Raw genomic sequence first — 23364 nt, 5'->3', positions numbered from 1 at the left:
CCTCAGGTCAACAGTTGCCGGCAGATATCGACGAAATCATTGGCCCAGCCTGCGAACAGCGCAAAAATGACCAGCCAGACGATGAGCATGAAATGCCAGTACATGGCGCAGAGTTCGATGCTAAGCCGCGCTTCTTTCGGCGGTTCGCCTTGCCATACGTTGAACGTGGTCCGGCTGAGCACCAGGAGACCGCCGAGAATGTGCAGTCCGTGCATTCCCGTAATCAGATAGAAAAAGCTGTTGGCAGGATTGTCGGCGAGGACATAGCCCTCAGACACCAGTTCGCGCCAAGCGAACAGCTGTCCGGCCAGGAAGCCAATGGCGGTTACAAAACTTGCCAGAAGCGCGATTTTCATGGCGTTGGCATCGTTTTGCTGTGCCGAGGATTTTGCCATTTCCAGAGCAATGCTGCTCACGACGAGCGCGGCTGTATTGACCCAGAGGACGCCGGGCAGGGGAATGGCCCACCAATCCTGCAACCCCATGCGCATGAAGTAGGCGCTGATGAAAAGCGTGAACAGCGCCCCAACCACGGCAAGAAATACGCCGAGGCCGATTTTTACAGTGGGTATCGGTGACCGCGTAACCGGGAAAATATCGCTGGCTCGTGCGGACTCTAGCCATGGTTTGGAGGTCAGACGCTGCTGTGCCATCCACCAGATGATGATCGACGCCAGCCCCGCCAGAAAGATCAGGATTGCACTCATGACGCGTGCTCTCGCGACCGGTTCTCGGGATCCGGCTCATTCTGTGGAATGAAATCCTCGGGAGCACCGGGAACACTGTAATCATAGGCCCAGCGGTAGACGACCGGCAGTTCCTTGCCAAAATTGCCATGCGGCGGCGGTGTCGTTGGCGTCTGCCATTCGAGCGTCGTTGCCCGCCAGGGATTTCCCCCGGCGTCCTTGCCCCTGCGAAGGCTCCAGGCGGCATTGAACAGGAACAGGACCTGTGCGGCACCGACTGTCAGCGCCATCAGCGTGATGAAAATATTCAGATCATGCGCCGAAGGCGGATTGACGACGGATTCACCGAGTTCGTAGTAGCGGCGTGGAGCTCCCAGCAGGCCAAGATAGTGCATCGGGAAGAAGATCAGGTAGGCCCCGAGGAACGTCACCCAAAAGTGAATCTGCCCCATGGTTTCATCCAGCATTCGCCCGGTGATTTTTGGATACCAATGGTAGATCGCCCCGAAGATCACCATGATTGGTGCAACGCCCATCACCATGTGAAAATGCGCGACGACGAACATCGTATCGGAAAGCGGAACGTCTACGACGACATTGCCGAGAAACAGTCCCGTCAATCCTCCATTGACGAATGTAACGATGAAGCCGAGCGCGAAGAGCATCGGTACAGTCAGGTGGATATCGCCGCGCCACAAAGTGAGCACCCAGTTGTAGACCTTGATGGCGGTAGGAACCGCGATTATCAGGGTTGTCGTGGCAAAGAAGAACCCGAAATTGGGATTCATGCCGCTGACATACATGTGGTGTGCCCAGACAACGAAGCTCAGCGCACCGATGATGACAATCGCCCAGACCATCATTCGGTACCCGAAGATATTCTTGCGGGCATGGACGCTGATAAGGTCCGATACGATACCAAAGGCAGGCAAAGCGACGATATAGACTTCCGGATGTCCGAAGAACCAGAACAGATGCTGGAAGAGGATCGGACTGCCGCCACCATGTTGCAACTGTGTTCCCATCTCGACAATTGCGGGCATGAAGAAGCTTGTGCCGAGGACGCGGTCGAACAGCATCATGACAGAGGCGACGAAGAGGGCAGGGAAGGCGAGGAGCGCCATGACCGTCGCGGTGAAAATGCCCCAGATCGTCAAGGGCATGCGCATCAATGTCATACCGCGCGCGCGCCCTTGCAGGACTGTGACGACATAGTTCAATCCGCCCATGGTGAAGCCGATGATGAACAGGATCAGCGAACTCAGCATCAGGATGATACCCCAATCCTGCCCGCCCGGCGTGCCGGAAAGCACCGCCTGCGGTGGATAAAGCGTCCAGCCGGCGCCCGTTGGGCCGCCAGGTGCGAAGAACCCCGCGACTAGAACAAGCACGGCAAGAAGGTAAATCCAGTAGCTCAGCATATTTGCGTACGGGAACACCATGTCCCGTGCTCCGAGCATCAGCGGAATCAGGTAATTGCCGAAACCACCCAGGAAGAGCGCAGTCAGGAGATAAATCACCATGATCATGCCGTGCATGGTGATGAACTGGTAGTAGCGGTCGGCATCGATGAAGGTGAAAACGCCGGGGAAAGCAAGTTGCAACCGCATCAACCAGGAAAGGACAAGCGCAACGAGGCCAATCGAAATGGCTGTCAACGAATACTGGATAGCGATGACTTTGGCGTCTTGGCTGAAGACGTAGGTCGTCCACCAGCTATGCGGGTGATAAAGCTCCACATCTTCGACTTCCGCTGCCGGAATGGGATCGTTGATGCTGGATGGAATATTGACCATCTATTGCCCTCCCTGTGTTCGCTCTTTCTCCCGAAGAGCGGTGCCGTTTTCACTGTGCCGTCTGTGGTTCTCCGGATGCTGCCATCATCTGCGTGAATGTCTGCTGCTGCTGCAGCCACGTTTGATAGTCGGCCTCGTTATCGACCACCACCGTTCCACGCATTTGCGGGTGGCCGACCCCACAAAGCTCGGCACAAAGGACTTCGAACGTGCCCGTTCGTGTCGGGGTAATCCAGAAATAGGTGACCATGCCGGGCACCATGTCCATTTTGGCGCGGAACTCCGGAACGTAGAAATCATGCAGGACATCGATCGAGCGCAGCACCATCTTCACCGGCTTTCCAATCGGAAGGTGTAGTTCACCGCCCTGAATGATGATGTCGTCGAGCCCCGCGCTGTCGTTCTTGTTCACGCCGAGTGGATTTTCCGCGGTGATATCTCGGGTTTCCGACGTTCCGAGCTTGCCGTTGGCTCCAGGCAACCGAAAGCTCCAGAGCCACTGTTGGCCCACGACTTCAACTTCGGTCGCATCGCTCGGCACATTGACGAAACGGTCCCATACGAACAAACCGGGCGCAAGCATGGCGACGACGCCGATGGTGGTCAGCGTGGCGAGCCAGAATTCAAGCTTCCTGTTTTCCGGCTCATAATGCGCACGGTTTCCTGGCTTGTGGCGGAAACGCAAGACGCAATAAGCGACGAATAATACCACCGCGACGAACACGAAACCGGTGATCCAGAAAGTAATGATGATTGTATTATCGATGTATTGCCAATTGGACGCGATCGGCGTCCACCACCAGGGACTCAAAAGATGAAACAAGACTGACGCAACTGCAACAAAAGCAAGAATTAAGACTACAGCCATTCTATTGTCCCCTCCCTGCCGGAATCGGCTGTGGACATGAACTCGCAATCCGTAGAACCTCACCCTAGCATTTCAGAAACGAGAAATACAGGTAGTCGTCTCATCGAAAGTATCGGTGCACAGAATATCGGAAATATCGCTGGCGGTTACTATCGTTTCATCGCCGCGCCGTCATCGCCGGCGCGGCGCCTGAGCGGGAATACTGACCCGGTTATAGCTCCACGATAGGCGAAAATCCGCCAAAGATCATGCGCTTGCCGTCGAAGGGCATGCTGGCCATGTCGCCTTTCAGGCGTGGGTCCGCCATCACCTTCGCATTGATGGCATCACGCTTTTCGCGCGATTCATAAACGATCCAGGAAAACACGACGGTCTCGTCGTCTGTTGCGTGCACAGCGCGCGGGAAGGAAGTAAGTTCACCATAGGGTACGTCATCGGCGACGCACTCGACAAAGGCGAGCGCGCCGTGCTCTTTCCAGACCTCTCCCGCTAAACTGGCGAGTTCCTTGTAGGCTTCCAGTTTCGCTTTAGGAACGGCAAGTAAGAACCCATCGACATAGGACATAGAAAACCTCCATTTGCTTGACACGACCAAAGGACGTTGGCGCAAGTGGAAATCCTACATCGTCTTTCAGGTTTTGTCGTCGCTGCGCCACAGCCAGATCGTGACCGAGCCGGAGCGCCCGCGTATTTCCGTTTCGAGCGGTCCGCTCAGAACGCCGGTCTTGTACGGCGCGCTGTCCGGGCCTGCAATGTGCAGGATATCGGTCGTAAGCGCGAGTTCCGCGCGGTTCTTCTTGGCCACTTCCATGAGCCGGCTGGCAACGTTGACCGTATCTCCGGTCGCGGTGATCTGCTGGCGGTCACCGCCACCGAGCCGCGAAGCAACCACTGTGCCGAAATGTGCACCCAGTTTGAACCCGATGCGCGAAGCGGTTGACGCGGGAAGCGAGGCGAGCCACAGTTTCGTTCTGTTCGACAGCCTTATGCAGCAGAGGGTGGCATTGGCCGCGTCTTGCGGATCAGGTTCCGGCAGGCCGAAAAGTATCATCGCGCCGTCGCCCATGAAACTCGTAATGGTTCCGTTGCAGGCCGCGACTTCCTCATCGACCAGCTCGTAAAAGCCGTTCAATAATTCGCGCGTAGCATTAGGTCCAAGAACCTCGCTGAGGCCGGTAAATCCGGAAAGGTCGATGAAAACCACGGCGGCGTCCTGGCGAACAGGCTCGGCCAGAAAATCGGGGTTTCTTGCCAGCCATTTTCCAAGTCCCGGCGCCTGCACGCTTTGCAGCATCGCGCTTTGCCGAGCAAAATGCTGCGCGCGGCGCCGATCGAGCAAGAGCTGGCTTGCTCCGAATAGAAGGAGTGGGGGGACTGCAGCTGCGATAGGAATTGCGGCGCTGAGCCAGATGCCGTTTGCAAACGCAACTATATTGATGACGACCCATGCGCAGACCACTGCGGCTATTGCGGCGAGGCCAATGATACTGCGCCGCCACGCGAGCAGTCCTACGAGAACGACCGGCAGGCCGACAGCAAAGCCTGCATCGATAAGCCGGATATGACGATCGCGGACCGTGGCATCGCCCGCTACAAGCTGGGCTATTGCCGTCGAGATGACCTCCACGCCGGGAAGTACCTGATCGAATGGTGTCGGGAAAACGTCGCCGCCGCCGGTTACTGTCGTCCCCAGAACGACGATCTTGCCGGTAACGTCGTTGGCCTCAAGCTTGCCATCCAGCACCGCAGCGGCGCTGACCGTTTTTATCGTACCCCGCGGGCCGTAGAAGGTCAGGGGAAACGATTGGCCGATATCGGTGCGGATGTGGCGTTCACCCAGCGCGATGCCGCCGGGCTCGAATACAGGGTCGACTCCGGCGGCAAGCGCAACTGCACGCAGTGGAAAAGCAGGCTGGACCTCGTCACCCTTCTTGAACAGCATCGGGATAAATCGCGGCGTTCCGGATTGATCTGTTGCGACGTTCACGATGCCCACCGGCGATATATCGGCAAATTGCTGCTGCGGGAGTAACAAGCTGACCGCATCCGGAATGCGATCGAGTGCGTCGTCGTGTGCAGGCTCTATCAGTTGCTTGCCACTTGCGAACACTGCTGCTCCCGCCAGAAGTGTCGTGGCTTTCCCGAGCGATGACGCGAGCTTGCGATCGCCATCTTCCGGACCGCGATCCACCAGAAGCAAATCCAGCGCAATGACTTTTGGTTTGAGCTCGGCAATTGCGTCGATGAGTGCAGCGAGCGTCGAGCGGGGAACAGGATAACTCCCGACCAGCGTCACCGTCGGGTCGTCAATGGCTATAATTGTGACAGCATCCGGTGCCGGCTTTTTGCCACGGATATTGGTGCGCAGATCGGCGAAGGTAGCCTCGACGCGCTCCAGAAACCAGGTGGTTCCCCGGATGTGCATCAGGCCGAGGCCGGCGCCCCATATGCCCGCAAGGATCAGCGCGACCAGTATCTGCCGTGCACGACTGGACATGGTGATTATTGGCCGAGGCGCGCCATCAATGCGTTGACGCGCGGTTGGGGCCACCGCTTCACGACAAGAGCGCTGGTGCTTTCGTCGACATCAACGCCTTCACCGGGCCCCAGCACCACAGCCGCCGGCGCGGCCTGCCGCCTGACGCTGACCGCACCCCTGACAACGAAAACTGCCGTCTTGCCCGCACTGACATCGACAGCCCATTTCGTACCCCTGACCGCTGCGATAGCCTGCGGCGTGTCGACCACGAACCCGGATGGTGATTTCGGGGCATCGAGCAATATCGCCTTGCTCCGGGCCCGAACCGCATCGACGATGCCGTCACGGCTGCGGTCCAACAATGTGTATCGTGCGCCGCGCTCAGCGGTAATGGTGAGACCGCCACGGCATTTCAATATCTGCCTTCCTGTCCCGCCGACCTGTGTCAGGGCGCATCCAGAATTGGCGGATTGTGCCGAGGCAATTTCTGTGCCGAGCACAAAAACAAAGCCAATGGCCACCGCCGCGCGAAAAATTCCCGCCATTGAGTCCATGGAAATTGCCCCCGTTCACCGGCACCAGAATAGGCGCGGTTTCACCTCCAATATAGAACCTCCGGAGGGCATTTCAAAGCGCTGATAAGGTTTTTCTCTTCGGTATCGGCTTCACTAAAACGGGTTAGGTTGTGAACTCATAAATCTGATGGAAATGGTATGAGGCCATCTTTTCGGATACAAGGAGCAAAGGCGATGGAAATGTTTATCCATTTTCAAGTCCTTTGCGACGATGTTGCCGGGTAGATGGACGATATCCTCAGGACGCTGAAACGGCTGCAAGCTGCAATGTCGAACCGCTCGGCCGGGGGAAAGACCCCGCCCTTCGCGTCTCTCCTCGCATCTTTTTGCCGTTTCAGGCGCCATTTCTACCAAATTTATGAGTTTACGACCTAATTCTCCGTTGCCGGGTATAGCCGGTCGATTGCCGGCAGGCATTGCGCGCCTTTACGGCTGAGGAAATCCTGGAATGCGCGCATGGCCGGTGACATGGTCCGGTCAGTACGCACAACGGAAAACCACTGACGGCGGATAGGCATGCCGATCACGTCGAGCATCACCAGCCTGCCGACATCAAGCTCCAGTGCGATCGTGTGGGCGGAAATGAAGGCAATGCCGAGCCCCGCCATCACCGCCTGCTTGATCGTCTCGTTCGACGACATTTCCGTGCCGGGATCGTCAAGCCGGCCCGGCAGTTCGCTCAGGAAAATCTCCAGCGATATGCGCGTGCCGGATCCCGGTTCGCGGATAAGGAAATGCTCCTGCGCAATGCGTTCCTTGGTGATATCCCGGCATTTGGCGAGCGGATGATCGGGGGCGGCGATCATAACCAGCGGATGATCGCCGAAAACCGCCGAACGCAACGGCACGTCCTTCGGCGGGCGGCCCATCAAGGCGAGATCGACCGCATGGCTTTTCAGCCCGGCAATCGTCTCGGCCCGATTGCCAATAGCGAGCTTTATGGCGATATCCGGATGTTCCTTGCGAAAAATCGCCATCAGTTGCGGCGCGAAATACTTCGCCGTCGATACGACTCCCAGCGTCAGACTGCCAATGCGCAATCCCTTTATCGCGTCGATCTCGTCTTCGAGCAGGCGTAGCCGTTCATCGACCATTTGCGCAGCATCGAGAAAGGCTAGCCCGGCGGCGGTCGGCCGCAGGCCCTCATTTGTGCGATCGAAAAGGATGATGTTGGCGTCTTCTTCAAGAAGTTTGAGCTGGATGGTTACCGCCGGAGGCGTCAGACCCAGCGAATTGGCCGCCGCTGCGATCGTGCCGTGCTGCATGATCGCCTGTATCGCCCGCAGTTGCTTCAAATTCAAATTGCGCATGCTTAGCAGTTAATAGAATTTATCGAATACGTAAATATAATAAATTTTACTAAGTGCGGTTCGCGTGGTTCCATACCCGAAGTCCGATGCGGAGATAATCGGACAGGGAGGACCACCATGACCACGGCAACACTAGATGCCTTTCTTGGATCCTATGCGGAGAGCGGCGATACGCTGCGCGCTTCCGTTTCGCTGGTCGTCCGCCAGTTATCCCTGACTGCGGTCAAGATTCGCAACACGATCAATCAGGGTGCGCTCGGCAAGGCCTTCGCCAGCAGCCAGGGCAGCAAAAATGCCGATGGCGATTCCCAGAAAGACCTCGATATCTTCGCAGACGACATGTTCCTCGAAGCCATGCGTCAAGCGCCTGTTGCTCTTTATGGTTCTGAGGAACTCGCACATCCAGCCTTGCTCGACCCAAGCGCACCATTGGCGCTGGCGATCGATCCGCTGGATGGCTCATCCAACATCGACACCAATGTCTCGATAGGGACCATCTTCTCCATCCTCCCGGTGGCAGGCCAGCCGGACAGCGAGCCTGGCGCATCGTTTTTTCAGAAAGGCGATCGCCAGCTCGCTGCCGGTTTCTTCATTTACGGACCGCAACTTGCCTTGGTGCTTACGCTTGGCAGCGGCACCCATGTCTTCGTGTTTTCGGCGCGGCTCGGGACCTTTGTTCAGGCCTATGCGAGTATCGTTATTCCCGACCGTGCCTATGAATTTGCCATCAATGCCGCCAATTACCGGCATTGGGACGAGGCGGTGCAGCTCTATGTCGATGACTGTCTGAAGGGCAGCGAAGGACCACGCGAGCGTGATTTCAACATGCGCTGGATCGCATCCCTGGTCGCGGAAACGTACCGGATCCTCATGCGCAGCGGCGTGTTTCTCTATCCGGGAGACAGGCGCAAGGGCTATGGCGACGGCCGTATACGTCTCGTCTACGAAGCCAATCCCATTGCCTTTCTCATCGAGCAGGCGGGCGGCGCTGCGACCAACACGGCATGCCGCATACTCGATCTGACACCGAAGACCATGCATCAGCGTGTGCCGTTTATCTTCGGTTCGGCGAGGGAAGTAGCCCGTATCAGCCGGTATCACACCGAGCCCAGCAACATCGGCGAACGCGCGCCGCTGTTCAGCAAGCGTGGCCTGTTCAGGGTTTGAGTGGAGGAAGAAATCATGTCGGCAAAGCACCCAATCATATCGATCACTGGCTCGTCAGGCGCGGGAACGACCTCCGTGAAGCGCATCTTCGAGCAGATTTTCCGCCGCGAGCATATCGAGGCCGCTTTCATCGAGGGCGACGCATTCCACCGGTATGACCGCAATGCGATGAAGGCAAAGGTTGCGGAGGAAGAAGCCAAGGGTAACCCCAATTTCACGCATTTCCATGTCGATGCCAACGAGTTGAACAAGCTCGATGAGGTTTTCGAGGAATACGGCCGCCGGGGTACGGGCCAGACGCGGACCTATATCCACGACGAAGAGGAAGCTGCGCAATACGACGCACCTGCAGGCACATTCACCGAATGGCGCGATTTTCCGCCGAGCACCTTGCTGTTCTATGAGGGTTTGCATGGCTGCGCTGTAGCGGAGGGCGTCAACCTTGCCCGCCACGCGGATCTGAAAATCGGCGTCGTTCCCGTTATCAATCTCGAATGGATTCAGAAGATCCATCGTGATCGTTCGACCCGCGGCTATTCCACCGAGGCGGTCATGGATGTGATCCTGCGCCGCATGCCGGATTATGTCCGCTACATCACGCCGCAATTCACGCTGACCGACATCAATTTCCAGCGCGTACCGATTGTCGATACGTCAAACCCGTTCATTGCGCGGTGGATACCGACGCCGGACGAGTCGATGCTGGTGATCCGTTTTGCCCGGCCGCGCGGGATCGATTTCCCCTATCTGCTGTCGATGATCCACGATTCCTTCATGTCGCGGGCCAATTCGATCGTCGTCCCTGGCAACAAGCTAGATCTCGCCATGCAACTTATCCTGACGCCGCTGATCATGCAGTTGATCGAACGCAAAAACCGCGCCTCGTGAAGGAGATAGCGATGAATACGCAAGCTTTGCTTCAAGAAACGCCGGAAACTGAAACCGTTTCGGAACGGGATATGGCTAATGCAATCCGGGCGCTGGTTATGGACAGCGTTCAGAAGGCCAATTCCGGGCATCCCGGCATGCCGATGGGCATGGCCGACGTCGCAACGGTTCTCTTCAACCGCTTCATCAAGCTCGATCCATTGCATCCGCAATGGCCGGATCGCGACAGGTTCGTTTTGTCGGCCGGACATGGCTCGATGCTGCAATACGCCCTGCACTATCTGATCGGCTATCCCGACATGCCGATCGAGGAACTGCAGCGTTTCCGTCAGCTTGGCGCCAAGACGGCCGGCCATCCTGAATATGGTCATGCGCAGGGCATCGAGATGACGACGGGCCCGCTCGGACAAGGCATTGCAACCGCCGTCGGCATGGCGCTGGCCGAGCGTTTGCTGGTGCAGCGGTTCGGCGAGGATATCGTCGATCACCATACTTATGTGATCGCAGGAGATGGTTGCCTGCAGGAGGGCATAAGTCACGAGGCAATCGATCTTGCCGGTCATCTGAGACTGTCGAAGCTCATCGTCTTCTGGGACAACAATTCCATCTCGATCGACGGGCCGACCTCTCTTTCGACATCCATGGACCAGCTGATGCGGTTCGAGGCGGCAGGTTTCGATGTTCAGGAGATCGACGGCCACGACCACGAAGAAATCGCCGATGCCATTGCCCGCGCCAGGTCTTCTGACCGGCCGTCGCTGATCTCGTGCCGCACCATCATCGGCAAAGGTGCGCCCAATCTGCAGGGAACCGAGAAGACCCATGGTGCTCCGCTAGGCGACAGCGAAATCGCGGCAGTGCGTCAGGCAATCGACTGGCCGCATCGGCCATTCGAGGTTCCCGAAGAAATCATCGAGACCTGGCGCGACGTGGCGCGTCGTGGAGCCGACGAGCGGCGCGAATGGTGTGTACGAATGGGGGCATCACCGCATGGGGACGACCTCAGGCAGGCCGTTCAGAAGCAGTTGCCGGCGAGCCTGTTTGAAGAGCTTGGCGCATTCCGCCGCGAGCATGTCGAGAAGGCAACCAAGGTCGCGACACGCAAGGCTTCGGAAATGGTGCTTGGTGTCATCAACAATGCTACCGATCTGACGATTGGCGGTTCGGCTGACCTTACCCACTCAAACCTGACCGTTACGCCGGGCATGCGGGACGTCACACCGCAAAGTTTTTCCGGCCGCTATATCCATTATGGCATCCGCGAACATGGCATGGCGGCGGCGATGAACGGCCTTGCCCTGCATGGCGGCTTCATTCCCTATGGCGGCACCTTCCTGGCCTTCGCCGATTATGCGCGTGGTGCGATGCGTCTCTCGGCGCTGATGGGTCAGCAGGTCATCTACGTCATGACCCATGACTCGATTGGTCTCGGTGAGGATGGTCCAACCCATCAGCCGATCGAACATCTGGCGATGCTGCGGGCAACACCCGGCATAAACGTGTTCCGCCCCGCCGATATCATTGAAACCGCCGAGTGCTGGGAGCTCGCACTGAAATACGCCGACCGGCCGAGCGTCATCGTCCTGTCACGCCAGAATCTTGCGATGCTGCGTCACGCTCATACAGAGGAAAACCGGTCGAGCCGCGGCGCTTATGTCCTGCGCGAAACAGCGGAACCACGCGCGATTACGCTGATGGCGACTGGTTCGGAAGTCGAAATTGCCTGCACCGCCGCCGACATGCTGCGCGGTCAGTACAAGATCCCGGCAGCCGTTGTCTCGATGCCGTCCTGGGAGTTGTTCGAAGCGCAAACCCCGGCCTATCGCCGCTCGGTTCTGGCTGCGGCGCCCCGCATCGGCATAGAGGCTGCGTCCCGCCTCGGCTGGGATCGCTGGATCGGTGAAAAGGGTGCCTTCATCGGCATGCAGGGCTTTGGCGCCAGCGCCCCGGCGCCGGATCTCTACCGTCACTTCAATATCACGCCTGAAAACATCGTCGCCACGGCGCGCAAGCTCATCAACTGAACTGAAAGGAGTATTGATCATGGCCCGGATTACCTTGCGACAATTGCTCGATCATGCTGCCGAGTATGGTTACGGCGTGCCCGCCTTCAACATCAATAATATGGAGCAGGGGCTTGCCGTGATGGAAGCTGCGGCAGCCTGCGATGCACCGGTTATCTTGCAGGCGTCGCGCGGTGCACGCTCCTATGCCAAGGATTTGATGCTGGCGCGGATGATCGATGCGTTGGCGGATATCTATCCATCCATTCCGATCTGCATGCATCAGGATCACGGCAATGACGAGGCGACTTGCCTGACGGCGGTTCGCCATGGCTTCACTTCGGTCATGATGGACGGCTCGCTCGAAGCCGATGCGGCAACGCCAGCTTCATACGAGTATAATGTCGAGATCACGAAGCGGGTCACCACGATCGCCCATTGGGTCGGCGTTTCGGTCGAAGGTGAGCTCGGCGTGCTTGGTTCGCTCGAAAGCGGTGAAGCCGAGGCTGAAGACGGTCATGGTGCGAGCGGCGTGCTCAGTCATGATCAGCTCCTGACCGATCCGGATCAGGCAGTGGACTTCGTGCTGCGCACCAAAGTCGATGCGCTGGCCATCGCCTGCGGCACATCGCACGGCGCCTATAAGTTCACCCGCGCGCCCGACGGCGACATCCTGGCGATGGGCGTCATCGAGGAAATCCACCGCAAGCTGCCGAACACGCATCTCGTGATGCATGGCTCGTCGTCGGTGCCACAGCCCCTGCAGGACATCATCAACCGCTTCGGCGGCGAGATGCCGCAAACCTATGGGGTCCCGGTCGAGGAGATCGAACGCGGTATCCGCCACGGTGTGCGCAAGGTCAATATCGATACGGACTGTCGCATGGCCATGAGCGGCCAGTTCCGCCGGATCGCCACGGAAAACCCGGCGGAGTTCGATCCACGCAAATTCCTCAAACCGGCCATGGATGCCATGCGCGATCTTTGCCGTGACCGCTTCGAGCGGTTCGGCACGGCGGGCAACGCATCGCGGATCAAGGTCATCGGGCTCGATGAAATGGCCAAACGCTATGCCGCCGGCAAGCTAGAGCAAATTTTGTCCACCCGGAGCCAGTTCTGTTTCTCGGATGGCGAGACAATCCACGCGGAAGGTGGCGAGGCCGATGTGGTTCATCGGACGAAGCTGCCTGACAAAGTGGTTGGCCGCCAGCCGGAAACCCGGAGGGCCGAGTGAATTCGCTCCAAATCCAGCGGGCTTCGGCATCGTCCGATGGGAAGGCATCGGTCTCGCCAAATCCCTTGACCTTGTCGCGAATTCCCTTCGGCAGAACGGCTTCGTGTGGGCAAAACTTGCTCTAATCCGCAAATCGCTGCAGCCAAGGCTGCTTGAATCAAATTACCAAGGAAAGGACCTCACCATGTCGAACAAGTCAGAAACGGTCACAGGAAAGGACCGCTACAGGTCCGGTGTCATGGAATACAAGAAGATGGGCTACTGGGAGCCCGACTACGAACCAAAGGACACCGACATCATCGCGATGTTTCGCATCACGCCGCAGGATGGCGTCGATCCGATCGAAGCGGCGGCAGCCGTTGCCGGTGAATCTTCGACTGCCACCTGGACAGTCGTGTGGACGGACCGGCTGACCGCAACGGAGAAGTACCGTGCCAAGGCGTACCGCGTCGATCCGGTTCCGAACGGCGAAGGCCAGTACTTCGCCTACATCGCCTATGATCTCGACCTGTTCGAGCCCGGCTCCATCTCGAACCTGACGGCATCGATCATCGGCAACGTCTTCGGCTTCAAGCCACTGAAGGCGCTGCGCCTTGAGGATATGCGCCTGCCGGTGGCCTATGTGAAGACCTTCCAGGGTCCGCCAACGGGTATCGTCGTCGAGCGTGAACGCCTCGACAAGTTTGGCCGACCGCTGCTCGGTGCAACGGTGAAGCCCAAGCTCGGTCTGTCTGGCCGCAATTATGGCCGTGTGGTCTACGAGGCGCTGAAGGGCGGCCTGGATTTCACCAAGGATGACGAGAACATCAACTCGCAGCCCTTCATGCACTGGCGTGAGCGCTTCCTCTACTGCATGGAGGCCGTCAACAAGGCACAGGCCGCAACCGGCGAGATCAAGGGCAGCTACCTCAACGTCACCGCGGCAACGATGGAAGACATGTACGAGCGGGCCGATTTCGCCAAGGAACTCGGTTCGAACATCGTGATGATCGATCTGGTCATCGGTTACACGGCTATCCAGTCGATGGCCAAGTGGGCGCGGCGCAATGACATGATCCTGCATCTGCACCGTGCCGGTCACTCGACCTACACGCGGCAGAAGTCGCATGGCGTGTCGTTCCGCGTCATCGCCAAGTGGATGCGGCTTGCCGGTGTGGATCACATCCATGCGGGCACCGTTGTCGGCAAGCTCGAGGGTGATCCGGCAACCACGCGCGGCTACTACGACATCTGCCGCGAGGACTTCAACCCGATGCGGCTGGAGAACGGCGTGTTCTTCGACCAGCATTGGGCCTCGCTCAACAAGATGATGCCGGTGGCTTCGGGCGGTATCCACGCCGGCCAGATGCACCAGCTGCTCGACCTTCTGGGCGAGGACGTTGTTCTGCAGTTCGGCGGCGGCACCATCGGTCATCCGCTGGGCATAGCAGCCGGTGCGACGGCCAACCGCGTTGCACTTGAATGCATGGTGCTTGCACGCAACGAGGGCCGTGACATCGTCAATGAAGGACCGGAGATCCTGCGTATGGCAGCGCGTACCTGCCAGCCTCTGCAGCAGGCGCTCGAAGTCTGGAAGGACGTTTCCTTCAACTACACCTCAACCGACTCGCCGGATTTCGTTCCGACGGCAACAGCAGCAGAATAGGAGAAACGACATGCGTATCACTCAAGGGGCATTCTCGTTCCTGCCTGACCTGACCGACGAGCAGATCGCCAAGCAGGTGCAGTATTGCATCGACAATGGCTGGGCGGTCAGCCTCGAGTTCACCGATGACCCGCACCCGCGCAACACCTATTGGGACATGTGGGGACATCCGATGTTCGACAACCCGGATGCGGCCGCCCTCATGATGGAGCTGAAGGAGTGCCGCAAGGTCTATGGCGATTATTACATTCGCCTTGTCGCCTTCGACAACACCCATGGCTGGGAATCGGTCAAGCTGTCCTTCCTCGTCAACCGCCCGCCGGAAGAGCCCGGGTTCCACCTTGCCCGCCAGGAAGGCGAGGGCCGCGTGGTTCGCTACACGACGAGGTCCTACGCAACCGACAAGCCAGCGGGGCAGCGCTATGGCTGATGCCAGCATCACGCAACTCGAGGAGCTTCCTGTGGAGGTTCCGTCTGCCATCGACCTGCGCGCCGAATATGTTGAATCCGGCGTCAAGGAGGTGCTGGACGAACTCGACCGCGACTTGATCGGCCTGAAGCCGGTCAAGCAGCGGATCAAGGAGACTGCAGCATTGCTGCTGGTCGAGCGGGCACGCCGGCGCATGGGCCTCGCGCATGAAACGCCGACGCTGCATATGAGTTTCAGCGGCAATCCCGGCACCGGCAAGACCACGGTTGCAATGCGCATGGCGGACCTGTTGCATCGCCTCGGTTATATCCGCAAGGGCCATCTCGTCTCTGTGACGCGGGACGATCTGGTCGGGCAATATATCGGGCATACGGCGCCTAAGACCAAGGAGATCCTGAAGAAAGCCATGGGCGGCGTGCTGTTCATCGACGAGGCCTATTATCTGCACCGCCAGGAGAACGAGCGCGACTACGGACAGGAAGCGATCGAGATATTGTTGCAGGTGATGGAAAACCAGCGTGATGATCTCGTGGTGATTCTTGCGGGCTATGCTGATCGCATGGACAAGTTCTTCGAGAGCAATCCCGGTTTTCGTTCGCGCATCGCCCACCACATCGATTTTCCGGATTATAGCTCCGACGAGTTGCTGAGTATTTCCGAGACGATGTTGTCGAAGCAGAACTATACGTTCGATGCGAAAGGCCGCGCCATCATGGCCGACTATATCGAACGGCGCCGCCAGCAGCCGCACTTTGCCAATGCCCGCTCCATTCGCAATGCGCTGGACAGGGCGAGATTGCGCCACGCCAACCGGCTGTTTGAGGCATCCAACGGGCCGACAGATGCGGCGGCGTTGTCAACGATTACTGCGGACGATATCAGGGTCAGCCGGGTGTTTTCCGCATCGTCAGGAGAGGAGAAAACGCCATGAACAGGAACGTACTCATTGCGCCGTCCGTGCTTTCCGCGGATTTTTCCCGGCTCGGCCAGGAAGTCGAAGACGTCATGGCGGCGGGTGCCGACTGGGTGCATCTCGACGTGATGGACGGGCATTTCGTGCCCAACATCACGTTCGGGCCGCAGATCATAAAATCGATCCGCAACCGGACGTCCGCGATATTCGATTGTCATCTGATGATCGCCCCGACAGATGCCTATTTCGGGGCCTTTGCCGATGCGGGATGCGACTACATTACGGTGCATGCGGAAGCCGGCCCGCATCTCGATCGCTCGCTGCAGGCCATTCGCAGTCTTGGCAAGAAGGCGGGCGTGTCGCTCAACCCGTCTACCCCGGAAAGCGTCATCGAATATGTGCTTGACCGGCTCGATCTGGTGCTCTTGATGACAGTCAATCCGGGTTTCGGCGGACAGGCGTTCATCCCCTCGGTCGTCGACAAGGTACGACGCGTGAAGGGGATGATCGGCAACCGCCCGATTCATATCGAAATCGACGGCGGCGTGACGCCTGAAACCGCGCCGCTCGTTGCAGCGGCAGGGGCAAATGTGCTTGTAGCCGGATCGGCGGTCTTCAAGGGAAACGGCAAGGCGGCCTATGCTGACAATATCGCTGCAATCCGTCATGCTGCCGACCATGCGAGGCATCGGGCGGCAGCTTGAGCGGAGGAGACGATAATGGCGGCGATACCACCCCTTTGTGATTTTGGCTGGAAGGCTGTTGATGCGAACCTGATCGGTACCGATGGCCGGCAGCATTCCATTCTGGCACAGGCCGGCGACAAAGGGCTGGTTGTTGCTTTCATCTGCAACCATTGTCCTTATGTAAAAGCGGTCATCCAGCGCATTGTCCGCGACGCCCGGGATCTCAAGGAACTCGGCATGGGCTTCGTCGCCATCAACGCCAATGACGCAAATGCCTATCCTGCCGATTCGTTTGAAAACATGGAGGTTTTTGCCCGCGAGAACGCGTTCCCGTTTCACTATCTGCATGATGCCGATCAAAGTGTGGCACGTACATACGGGGCCGTCTGCACACCCGATTTCTTCGGGTTCAATGGCGCGGGTGAGTTACAATATCGCGGACGCCTCGACGCATCGCGCAAGGAAGCAGCGGCGCAGGATATCCGCCGCGACCTGTTCGAGGCGATGAAGGACGTCGCCAATACAGGGCAGGGGCCGCGCGAGCAGATCGCATCGGTCGGCTGTTCGATCAAATGGCGTGAGATTGTCTGACAGGGTGCCGCCGGCCGGATCGACCGGCGGCGATCCGGCTATTTATATTGATTCAGATAGGCTTCGAGATCAGTGATTTCCTTGTCGTCCTTCAGACCGGGAAAGGCCATTTTCGTGCCTTTGACCTTGGCCTTCGGATCGTGCAGATAATCACGCAGGCTGGCAGTATCCCAGACAAGTCCCGCGGCGCCTGCCGCCTTCATTGCAGGTGAATAGCTGAAGCCTGGATGCGTTCCCGCGGTTCTGCCCATCACTTTAAACAAAGATGGTCCGACCTTGTTCTTGTCGCTATCCGCCACGTGACAGACTGCACATTTCTTGAAAACTGTCGCTCCTGCTGTGGCGTCGCCGGCGTCCTGGGCGCGGGCTCCGGCAACAGACAGAATCGCAACTGATAGTCCAATCAGAACGGTAGAATAACGCATGGCATCTCCTCATTTTCGCCAAGGGTGCCCTGGACGAAGACCGGCGCCAATTTTCCATGCATTGGCGCCCCAATTTTTAGAACACTTCCAGAAGGTACCTTCAGCGCCTGATAAGTCAATTGTTTGGAAAGGATATAACGCCGCAGCTTTCACGATCGTGTTTTCTCGGCCGGTTGCAATTGACGCCAAGAGATGGCACCCGTAATTTGTGACGAACATTTCTCATCGGGCACCTTGGGAAATCCGCACTACAATCTTCTGGCCAGTCAGGACTCCTGCGATTTCGGCGCTATGAAGGTTGGACGTGTGAGAGGATTGGGAGGTGCCTGTATGGATGTTGTTGATCTCGTTTTGACCATCTGTCTCATAGCCAACCCGGCAAGTTGCCGGGAGGAGCGCCTGCATTTTGAAAACAGGGGCGGCCTGAACAATTGCATGATCCTCGCACCGACGGAAATTGCAAAATGGTCCGGGGAACATCCAAAGCTCAAGGTCGTTCGGTGGAAATGCGATTATCCGACAAAGGACCTGGAGCTCTAGGTCGTAAACGCATGGCGATCTGTCTGGGAGGACATCGTGACAGGACTGCATCAACGCCTTTTCCGCTTCTGTATTTTGTTGGCGCTCGCTCTTGGTTTTGGCACGCAGGCGAGCCCGGCTGCGGAAACCGTTCGTGTTGGCGTCCTGAAATTCGGGACCGTCAATTGGGAACTGGATACGATCAAGCAGCACAAGCTCGACGAAAAACATGGCGTGAATGTCGATGTCCGCTTCTTCGCCAGTGAAGATGCGACCAATGTCGCCATGATGGCCGGGGATGTCGATATCATTGTCACGGACTGGCTCTGGGTGTCGCGGCAGCGTGCATCGGGCGAAGACCTGACTTTCGTGCCATATTCGAGTTCAGTCGGCGCCTTGATGGTTCCTGATGGCTCGCCGATCAAAAGTCTGGCGGATCTGAAAGGCAAGAAGATCGGTGTGGCAGGTGGGCCGCTGGACAAGAGCTGGCTGCTTATGCAGGGCTATGCCAAGCACCAGTTCTCACTCGATCTGCCGGCGCAAAGCGAAATTGTCTACGGCACGCCGCCGCTGCTTGCCGAAAAAGCGCAGCAAGGCGAACTGGATGCCGTGCTGAACTTCTGGAATTTTTGCGCTCGGCTCGAAGCCAACGGGTTTCACCGCTTGGTCAGTACCAGCGATGCTGCAAAGGCTCTAGGCGCTACAGGTGACGTGTCGGCTATCGGTTACATCTTTCACGACAAATGGGCCGACGCCCATCCGGACGCAATCGCAGGTTTCGTCAAGGCCAGCAGAGATGCGAAGGCTTTGCTGCGCAGTTCCGATGAGGAATGGCAACGTCTGGCGTCGGTGGTGAAAGCCGAGGGCCATGAACTCGATGTCCTGCGTGACCGGTATCGTGACGGTATTCCCGACCGGCCAATCGAGGACGAACAGGCCGACGCGATGAAGCTCTATGCTATCCTCGCCGATCTTGGCGGCGAACGGCTTGTCGGCCCCGGAAAAACCTTGGCACCGGGCACATTCTGGAGGGCAGACTAATTGGCTCTCGCATCGAGCGAACAGCAGCAAACCGGCAAGCTTGTTTCCACCGCCGCTTCAAAGCGGCAATGGAGCTCGGCGCTTATGGTGTTGCTGTCCTTTGGCGCATTGGTCGTTGCTTGGCACCTTGGAGCGACGATCTGGCCCAGCCGCTCGTTCCCGGCGCCGTTGCTTGTTCTGCAAACATTCATAAGTGAAACAACGAGCGGCGATCTGCCCTACAATCTCGGTATCACCTTGTGCCGCGTCGCCGCCTCCTTCGTTCTGGCGATGCTGATAGGTTCGGTGATCGGTGTGCTGCTTGGCAGTCATCGACGCGCAGACGAGTTCTTCAATCCGTGGGTCATTCTCTTCCTCAACATACCGGCGCTGGTCATCATCGTCCTCGCCTATATCTGGTTCGGGCTCAATGAAGCCGCAGCGATCGGCGCCGTAGCGCTCAACAAGATCCCGAATGTGGTCGTCACCATGCGCGAAGGAACGAGGGCGCTCGATCCGCGCTACGCGGAAATGGCGCAGGTGTACCGCTTCAATGCACTCGATCGCTTGCGACATATACTGATACCCCAGCTGCAGCCCTATATTGCCGCCGCATCGCGTTCCGGTATTTCGCTGATCTGGAAAATTGTGCTCGTGGTCGAGCTGCTCGGCCGCTCCAACGGTGTTGGTTTTCAGATCAATCTGTTTTTTCAACTCTTCGATGTCGCGGCGATACTGGCCTATACACTGGCCTTTGTTGCCGTCATGCTCTTCATCGAACTCGTCGTGGTGCAACCGCTTGAACACACATCAACTCGCTGGCGTCGCAGCGCGGCTTAAGGTCAACATAGAAGAGAAAGCGTTCCGCTCGTCCAACGGTGGAACGATCGAGGTCCTGCGCGATCTGCGCTTCGAGGTCGAGCAGAACGAGTTCGCCTGTATCCTTGGGCCGTCAGGTTGCGGCAAGACCACCACACTACGCATTTTGCTTGGTCTCGACAGCGACTATCGCGGGTCGATCCAGTTGCCCGGATTGGCGGACGCGCGTATCGGGGCGGTGTTTCAGGAGCCGATGCTTCTGCCGTGGCGCACGGTCGAGCAGAACGTGCGGCTCGCCATACCGAAGCCCAACCGCGAGACCAATCTCGACGGCTTGTTCAGCACGCTCGGCCTGTCGAAGATGCGCAATTTCTATCCGGCAGAGCTGTCGCTCGGGCTGGCACGCCGCGCGGCGATAGCGCGCGCGCTGGCGATCGAGCCGGATATACTTTTGCTTGATGAACCATTTGTCTCACTGGATGAGTCCACAGCGCAGCAACTCCGGCATATGCTACTCTCCGTATGGTCCGAGCGTCCAACAACCGCGTTGATGGTGACGCATAATCTGCAGGAAGCGATCATGCTCGCCGACCGTATCATCGTGCTTTCCGAACGTCCCGCTCATGTTATCGGCATGTTCGATATCCGTCTGCCGCGCAATTATCGCAATGAGCAGGTGAAGGCGGATCTGTTGCGTTCGTTCAATGAAAAATTTGCTGGGGTGAGGAACGCGCCATGAGCGAGCCGACCCGGCGCAGCGTGCTTAAAACAGGTGTCTTTTTCGCCTGTTGCGGCATTTCGCATGTGCGTCTGGCGCGGGCGCAGTCGAGCCCGGTCGAGGCTTTGCCTGTCAAGGAGATTACCGGCGGCGTCTTCGCCTTTGCCGGCAGGCCAGAGATGATGGCCGCGAACAACGAGGGCGAAATCTGCAATGTCAGCTTCATTATTGGCGACGAAGCGGTCGCCGTGATCGACAGTGGCGGCAGTGTTGCCGAGGGGCGGCAGCTTGTCGCCGCCATTCGCGCCAGGACGGATAAGCCGATCCGCTATCTGATCAACACGCATATGCACCCCGATCATATTTTCGGAAACGCCGCGTTCGGGGAAACGGGAGCGATTGTCGTCGGGCATCACAATCTGCCGCGCGCGCTGACCGCCCGCGGGGATTATTATCTGCAGAGCTACCGTGATGCGATGGGTAGCGAGCTGATGGCGGACATCAGGATTATCCCGCCAACGAAGCTCATCACCGGCGAGGAGCAGCTCGATCTCGGTAACCGGAAGCTTACGCTGAAAGCCTGGAAAACTGCCCATACGGACAACGATCTGACAATTTTCGACGAACAGTCCGGTACCTTCTTCACCGGCGATCTGTGTTTCATCGAACATCTCCCGACGATGGATGGATCATTGCTTGGCTGGATTGCGCAACTGGAGGAACTTAAAGGTATCAAGGCAACATTCGCAGTACCGGGACATGGACCCGTTCCGTCGGCCTGGCCGCAGGCACTTGGGCAGGAGCAGCGCTACTTCGATGCGCTCGCCCGCGATATTCGCAAGGCCATCGCCGATGGCGTGCCCATGGCGGAGGCGGTCAAGACAGCGGCGGAAAGCGAGCGGAACAACTGGCGTCTCTTCGACGAATATAATGTGCGCAACGCCACGGCGGCCTTTGCCGAACTCGAATGGGAATGAACCCGTTTGCAAGTACATCAGCCGAGGTGGTATACTCAAACATGGCCGGGCACCGCCAAATTTCTTGGTGGAGGCAGAATATGACGATAAAGCCGATACGACTGCGCAGCCGGGTGGTTGCGTTTGTCATTCTCGCGCTCGTTGGAGCGGCAATGCCGTTTGCCGCCAGCGCGCAAAGCGCGAGCGTGCCGGATACCAAAACCTGGGATGGCTTGAAGGGCGATGTATTCGGCCAAAAGCCGATCGGAGACGCCGGCGGCATCATTACGATCGATGCGCCGAAACGCGCCGAGGACGCGGCAATCGTACCCATCGATCTGCATTTCAAGACCGATGCCGCAACTGGCCGGATCAAGGCCGTCACCCTCATCGTCGATGAAAATCCGTCACCCGTCGCTGCAGTATTTCAATTCGGCAAGGATGCAGGCGTCACCCATCTGGCTACGCGCCTTCGCGTCAATGCCTATTCCTATGTTCGCGCTATCGCGGAAACCGAAGATGGCAAACTTCATATGACGCAAACTTTCGTCAAGGCGTCCGGCGGCTGCTCTGCACCGGCGATGAAAAATCAGGACGAATCGCTGGCTTCGCTCGGCAAGATGAAGCTTCGCGTCTTTACAGCCAAGACGCCCGGCAACGAGCCCATGACCCGCGCGACTGAAATGCAGTTGATGATTCGCCATCCCAACAATTCCGGGCTGCAGATGGATCAGGTCACGCGCTATTATATTCCCGCGCACTTCATCCAGGGCCTGACCGTGTCGCAGGGTGACCGGCTTATCATGTCGATGGAAGGCGGTATTTCGATCTCTGAAGACCCGAATTTCCGCTTCGAGTTCGATGCGAAACCCGGCGAGGATGTGAAGGTCGAGGCTGCCGATACCGAAGGCAAGAAATTCCAGGACGAGTGGCCGCTGGAATCATCCAGTCTCTGATGGCAACGAGCGGTTCAAGAAATTCATTTTGATGAGTCAGGTAGGGTGGTTTTCGAGGAGCCGGAGCGCAGCGAACTTTCTCGTTCGTGAGCACCGGAAGTCGAGAAAACTGCCCTAGATGGCCATCAAAATGGATTGTTAATCCTAGAAGCAGCGGACATCGGCTTCCGCCTGAGCCCGCTTCAACTCGGTGATCGAAGCTTTCGCAGGAGCACTTTCACGGAACAGGACACCATTCTCTCCGGACAGCAAACCCATCTGTTTGTAGGTCTCGGCGGCTTCGTAGTGAGGGTAGGTCACAACGGACGCGATCACGTCGATCGAGCACGAACAGCGCTGAAGCATATCGCGGTTTTCACCATTGGCTTTCATGCAGCCGTAGACATATTCGGCGAGGGTCGAAGTGGGGTAATCTGACGCAGCATTAGCCGGCAAGGAAAGGACAATTGCTGCACCTGCTAACAAGGTAATTCGCGTGATTTTCGACGTGATCATGGCATCCTCGCATTTGCGGACGGTAAATATACATTTTCCAGATAGATAGCAAATAACAATAACAAACTGCAAACAGAATCCATTCCATAAGTATCAAATTATGTGACAGGACGGTCTGACAGAATATAGTAACCAAATCGGATACTTACTGCGATGCAGCAAAGTATACTGCAATGCAGCAAATA

Annotated in this window: 23 protein-coding genes and 1 pseudogene; 15 read left to right on the top strand and 9 right to left on the bottom strand. The window is 57.8% G+C overall.

Going from position 1 to position 23364, the window contains the following annotated elements; all coding sequences use genetic code 11:
- Positions 1–2: 2 nt before the first annotated feature.
- The 7 genes from C7476_RS22045 to C7476_RS22015 all read right to left on the bottom strand — a co-directional run bounded on the left by C7476_RS22045 (position 3) and on the right by C7476_RS22015 (position 7714).
- A complete protein-coding gene (locus C7476_RS22045; RefSeq protein WP_114431998.1) occupies positions 3–707 on the bottom strand; it encodes a cytochrome c oxidase subunit 3 in 705 nt (234 codons plus the stop codon).
- On the bottom strand, positions 704–2482 hold the full coding sequence (ctaD, locus tag C7476_RS22040) for a cytochrome c oxidase subunit I (RefSeq protein WP_114431997.1): 1779 nt from the start codon (positions 2480–2482) through the stop codon (positions 704–706). Before ctaD ends, C7476_RS22045 begins: the two co-directional genes overlap by 4 nt.
- Positions 2483–2531: 49 nt before the next feature.
- A complete protein-coding gene (locus tag C7476_RS22035; RefSeq protein WP_114431996.1) occupies positions 2532–3350 on the bottom strand; it encodes a cytochrome c oxidase subunit II in 819 nt (272 codons plus the stop codon).
- Positions 3351–3561: 211 nt separating this feature from the next.
- Positions 3562–3915, bottom strand: a complete 354-nt coding sequence (locus C7476_RS22030; protein WP_114431995.1) for a DUF1428 domain-containing protein — start codon at positions 3913–3915, stop codon at positions 3562–3564.
- Positions 3916–3981: 66 nt separating this feature from the next.
- Positions 3982–5847: a CHASE2 domain-containing protein gene (locus C7476_RS22025; RefSeq protein WP_114431994.1), complete on the bottom strand. Its 1866-nt coding sequence runs from the start codon at positions 5845–5847 to the stop codon at positions 3982–3984.
- 5 nt (positions 5848–5852) lie between these two features.
- Positions 5853–6374, bottom strand: a complete 522-nt coding sequence (locus tag C7476_RS22020; protein WP_425374021.1) for a FecR domain-containing protein — start codon at positions 6372–6374, stop codon at positions 5853–5855.
- A gap of 401 nt (positions 6375–6775) precedes the next feature.
- On the bottom strand, positions 6776–7714 hold the full coding sequence (locus C7476_RS22015) for a LysR family transcriptional regulator (protein ID WP_114431992.1): 939 nt from the start codon (positions 7712–7714) through the stop codon (positions 6776–6778).
- 117 nt (positions 7715–7831) lie between these two features.
- Here C7476_RS22015 and C7476_RS22010 point away from each other — a divergent pair, with 117 nt between their 5' ends.
- The 9 genes and pseudogenes from C7476_RS22010 (at position 7832) to C7476_RS21970 (ending at position 17271) form a co-directional block, all read left to right on the top strand.
- The gene (locus C7476_RS22010) at positions 7832–8881 is read left to right on the top strand and encodes a class 1 fructose-bisphosphatase (RefSeq protein ID WP_114431991.1); all 1050 of its coding nucleotides are present in this window, start codon (positions 7832–7834) and stop codon (positions 8879–8881) included.
- A 15-nt stretch (positions 8882–8896) separates the two neighbouring features.
- Positions 8897–9769 carry a phosphoribulokinase gene (locus C7476_RS22005; RefSeq protein ID WP_112529045.1) on the top strand — a complete coding sequence of 291 codons (873 nt, stop codon included), beginning with the start codon at positions 8897–8899 and terminating at the stop codon, positions 9767–9769.
- Between the two features lie 11 nt (positions 9770–9780).
- Complete coding sequence (tkt, locus tag C7476_RS22000) at positions 9781–11793, top strand: transketolase (RefSeq protein ID WP_114431990.1); 2013 nt, start codon at positions 9781–9783, stop codon at positions 11791–11793.
- Between the two features lie 19 nt (positions 11794–11812).
- A pseudogene (gene fba, locus C7476_RS21995) lies at positions 11813–12862 on the top strand (class II fructose-bisphosphate aldolase); the annotation flags it as partial.
- A gap of 328 nt (positions 12863–13190) precedes the next feature.
- Entirely contained in the window at positions 13191–14651 is a 1461-nt protein-coding gene (locus C7476_RS21990; protein WP_114432026.1) for a form I ribulose bisphosphate carboxylase large subunit, read from the top strand.
- A 10-nt stretch (positions 14652–14661) separates the two neighbouring features.
- Positions 14662–15081, top strand: coding sequence for a ribulose bisphosphate carboxylase small subunit (locus C7476_RS21985; RefSeq protein ID WP_112529053.1), 420 nt, complete (start codon positions 14662–14664; stop codon positions 15079–15081).
- Entirely contained in the window at positions 15074–16012 is a 939-nt protein-coding gene (gene cbbX / locus C7476_RS21980; RefSeq protein WP_114431988.1) for a CbbX protein, read from the top strand. The genes C7476_RS21985 and cbbX overlap by 8 nt, the downstream gene beginning before the upstream one ends.
- The gene (gene rpe, locus C7476_RS21975; RefSeq protein ID WP_114431987.1) at positions 16009–16698 is read left to right on the top strand and encodes a ribulose-phosphate 3-epimerase; all 690 of its coding nucleotides are present in this window, start codon (positions 16009–16011) and stop codon (positions 16696–16698) included. Before cbbX ends, rpe begins: the two co-directional genes overlap by 4 nt.
- Before the next feature lie 15 nt (positions 16699–16713).
- Positions 16714–17271: a thioredoxin family protein gene (locus C7476_RS21970; RefSeq protein ID WP_114431986.1), complete on the top strand. Its 558-nt coding sequence runs from the start codon at positions 16714–16716 to the stop codon at positions 17269–17271.
- 38 nt (positions 17272–17309) lie between these two features.
- Here C7476_RS21970 and C7476_RS21965 read toward each other — a convergent pair whose 3' ends face one another.
- Complete coding sequence (locus C7476_RS21965; protein ID WP_114431985.1) at positions 17310–17696, bottom strand: c-type cytochrome; 387 nt, start codon at positions 17694–17696, stop codon at positions 17310–17312.
- Between the two features lie 330 nt (positions 17697–18026).
- Between C7476_RS21965 and C7476_RS21960 the strand changes: the two genes are divergently transcribed.
- The 6 genes from C7476_RS21960 to C7476_RS21935 all read left to right on the top strand — a co-directional run bounded on the left by C7476_RS21960 (position 18027) and on the right by C7476_RS21935 (position 22684).
- On the top strand, positions 18027–18236 hold the full coding sequence (locus tag C7476_RS21960; RefSeq protein ID WP_114431984.1) for a hypothetical protein: 210 nt from the start codon (positions 18027–18029) through the stop codon (positions 18234–18236).
- Positions 18237–18272: 36 nt separating this feature from the next.
- Positions 18273–19256, top strand: coding sequence for an ABC transporter substrate-binding protein (locus C7476_RS21955; protein WP_342633357.1), 984 nt, complete (start codon positions 18273–18275; stop codon positions 19254–19256).
- Positions 19257–19340: 84 nt separating this feature from the next.
- Positions 19341–20075: an ABC transporter permease gene (locus tag C7476_RS21950; protein ID WP_114432024.1), complete on the top strand. Its 735-nt coding sequence runs from the start codon at positions 19341–19343 to the stop codon at positions 20073–20075.
- Positions 20035–20793: an ABC transporter ATP-binding protein gene (locus tag C7476_RS21945; RefSeq protein ID WP_114431983.1), complete on the top strand. Its 759-nt coding sequence runs from the start codon at positions 20035–20037 to the stop codon at positions 20791–20793. The genes C7476_RS21950 and C7476_RS21945 overlap by 41 nt, the downstream gene beginning before the upstream one ends.
- The gene (locus C7476_RS21940) at positions 20790–21749 is read left to right on the top strand and encodes a quinoprotein relay system zinc metallohydrolase 2 (protein ID WP_114431982.1); all 960 of its coding nucleotides are present in this window, start codon (positions 20790–20792) and stop codon (positions 21747–21749) included. Before C7476_RS21945 ends, C7476_RS21940 begins: the two co-directional genes overlap by 4 nt.
- Positions 21750–21829: 80 nt before the next feature.
- Positions 21830–22684, top strand: a complete 855-nt coding sequence (locus tag C7476_RS21935) for a quinoprotein dehydrogenase-associated SoxYZ-like carrier (RefSeq protein ID WP_114431981.1) — start codon at positions 21830–21832, stop codon at positions 22682–22684.
- 144 nt (positions 22685–22828) lie between these two features.
- Here C7476_RS21935 and C7476_RS21930 read toward each other — a convergent pair whose 3' ends face one another.
- Positions 22829–23179: a hypothetical protein gene (locus tag C7476_RS21930; RefSeq protein ID WP_114431980.1), complete on the bottom strand. Its 351-nt coding sequence runs from the start codon at positions 23177–23179 to the stop codon at positions 22829–22831.
- Between the last annotated feature and the right edge of the window lie 185 nt (positions 23180–23364).

The sequence above is a fragment of the Phyllobacterium bourgognense genome (genome assembly GCF_003337575.1).
GTDB classification, from domain to species: domain Bacteria; phylum Pseudomonadota; class Alphaproteobacteria; order Rhizobiales; family Rhizobiaceae; genus Phyllobacterium; species Phyllobacterium bourgognense.
This window is presented reverse-complemented; position numbering and strand designations above follow the sequence as displayed.

Coding starts and splice junctions, on each gene's coding strand:
- C7476_RS22005 (WP_112529045.1), top strand. CDS start 8,897: ATGTCGGCAAAGCACCCAATCATATCGATCACTGGCTCGTCAGGCGCG.
- C7476_RS21930 (WP_114431980.1), bottom strand. CDS start 23,179: ATGATCACGTCGAAAATCACGCGAATTACCTTGTTAGCAGGTGCAGCA.
- C7476_RS22030 (WP_114431995.1), bottom strand. CDS start 3,915: ATGTCCTATGTCGATGGGTTCTTACTTGCCGTTCCTAAAGCGAAACTG.
- C7476_RS21950 (WP_114432024.1), top strand. CDS start 19,341: ATGGTGTTGCTGTCCTTTGGCGCATTGGTCGTTGCTTGGCACCTTGGA.
- ctaD (WP_114431997.1), bottom strand. CDS start 2,482: ATGGTCAATATTCCATCCAGCATCAACGATCCCATTCCGGCAGCGGAA.
- C7476_RS21965 (WP_114431985.1), bottom strand. CDS start 17,696: ATGCGTTATTCTACCGTTCTGATTGGACTATCAGTTGCGATTCTGTCT.
- C7476_RS22015 (WP_114431992.1), bottom strand. CDS start 7,714: ATGCGCAATTTGAATTTGAAGCAACTGCGGGCGATACAGGCGATCATG.
- C7476_RS21990 (WP_114432026.1), top strand. CDS start 13,191: ATGTCGAACAAGTCAGAAACGGTCACAGGAAAGGACCGCTACAGGTCC.
- C7476_RS21935 (WP_114431981.1), top strand. CDS start 21,830: ATGACGATAAAGCCGATACGACTGCGCAGCCGGGTGGTTGCGTTTGTC.
- C7476_RS21970 (WP_114431986.1), top strand. CDS start 16,714: ATGGCGGCGATACCACCCCTTTGTGATTTTGGCTGGAAGGCTGTTGAT.
- rpe (WP_114431987.1), top strand. CDS start 16,009: ATGAACAGGAACGTACTCATTGCGCCGTCCGTGCTTTCCGCGGATTTT.
- C7476_RS22045 (WP_114431998.1), bottom strand. CDS start 707: ATGAGTGCAATCCTGATCTTTCTGGCGGGGCTGGCGTCGATCATCATC.
- C7476_RS22035 (WP_114431996.1), bottom strand. CDS start 3,350: ATGGCTGTAGTCTTAATTCTTGCTTTTGTTGCAGTTGCGTCAGTCTTG.
- cbbX (WP_114431988.1), top strand. CDS start 15,074: ATGGCTGATGCCAGCATCACGCAACTCGAGGAGCTTCCTGTGGAGGTT.
- C7476_RS22020 (WP_425374021.1), bottom strand. CDS start 6,374: ATGGCGGGAATTTTTCGCGCGGCGGTGGCCATTGGCTTTGTTTTTGTG.
- tkt (WP_114431990.1), top strand. CDS start 9,781: ATGAATACGCAAGCTTTGCTTCAAGAAACGCCGGAAACTGAAACCGTT.
- C7476_RS21940 (WP_114431982.1), top strand. CDS start 20,790: ATGAGCGAGCCGACCCGGCGCAGCGTGCTTAAAACAGGTGTCTTTTTC.
- C7476_RS22025 (WP_114431994.1), bottom strand. CDS start 5,847: ATGTCCAGTCGTGCACGGCAGATACTGGTCGCGCTGATCCTTGCGGGC.
- C7476_RS21985 (WP_112529053.1), top strand. CDS start 14,662: ATGCGTATCACTCAAGGGGCATTCTCGTTCCTGCCTGACCTGACCGAC.
- C7476_RS21960 (WP_114431984.1), top strand. CDS start 18,027: ATGGATGTTGTTGATCTCGTTTTGACCATCTGTCTCATAGCCAACCCG.
- C7476_RS22010 (WP_114431991.1), top strand. CDS start 7,832: ATGACCACGGCAACACTAGATGCCTTTCTTGGATCCTATGCGGAGAGC.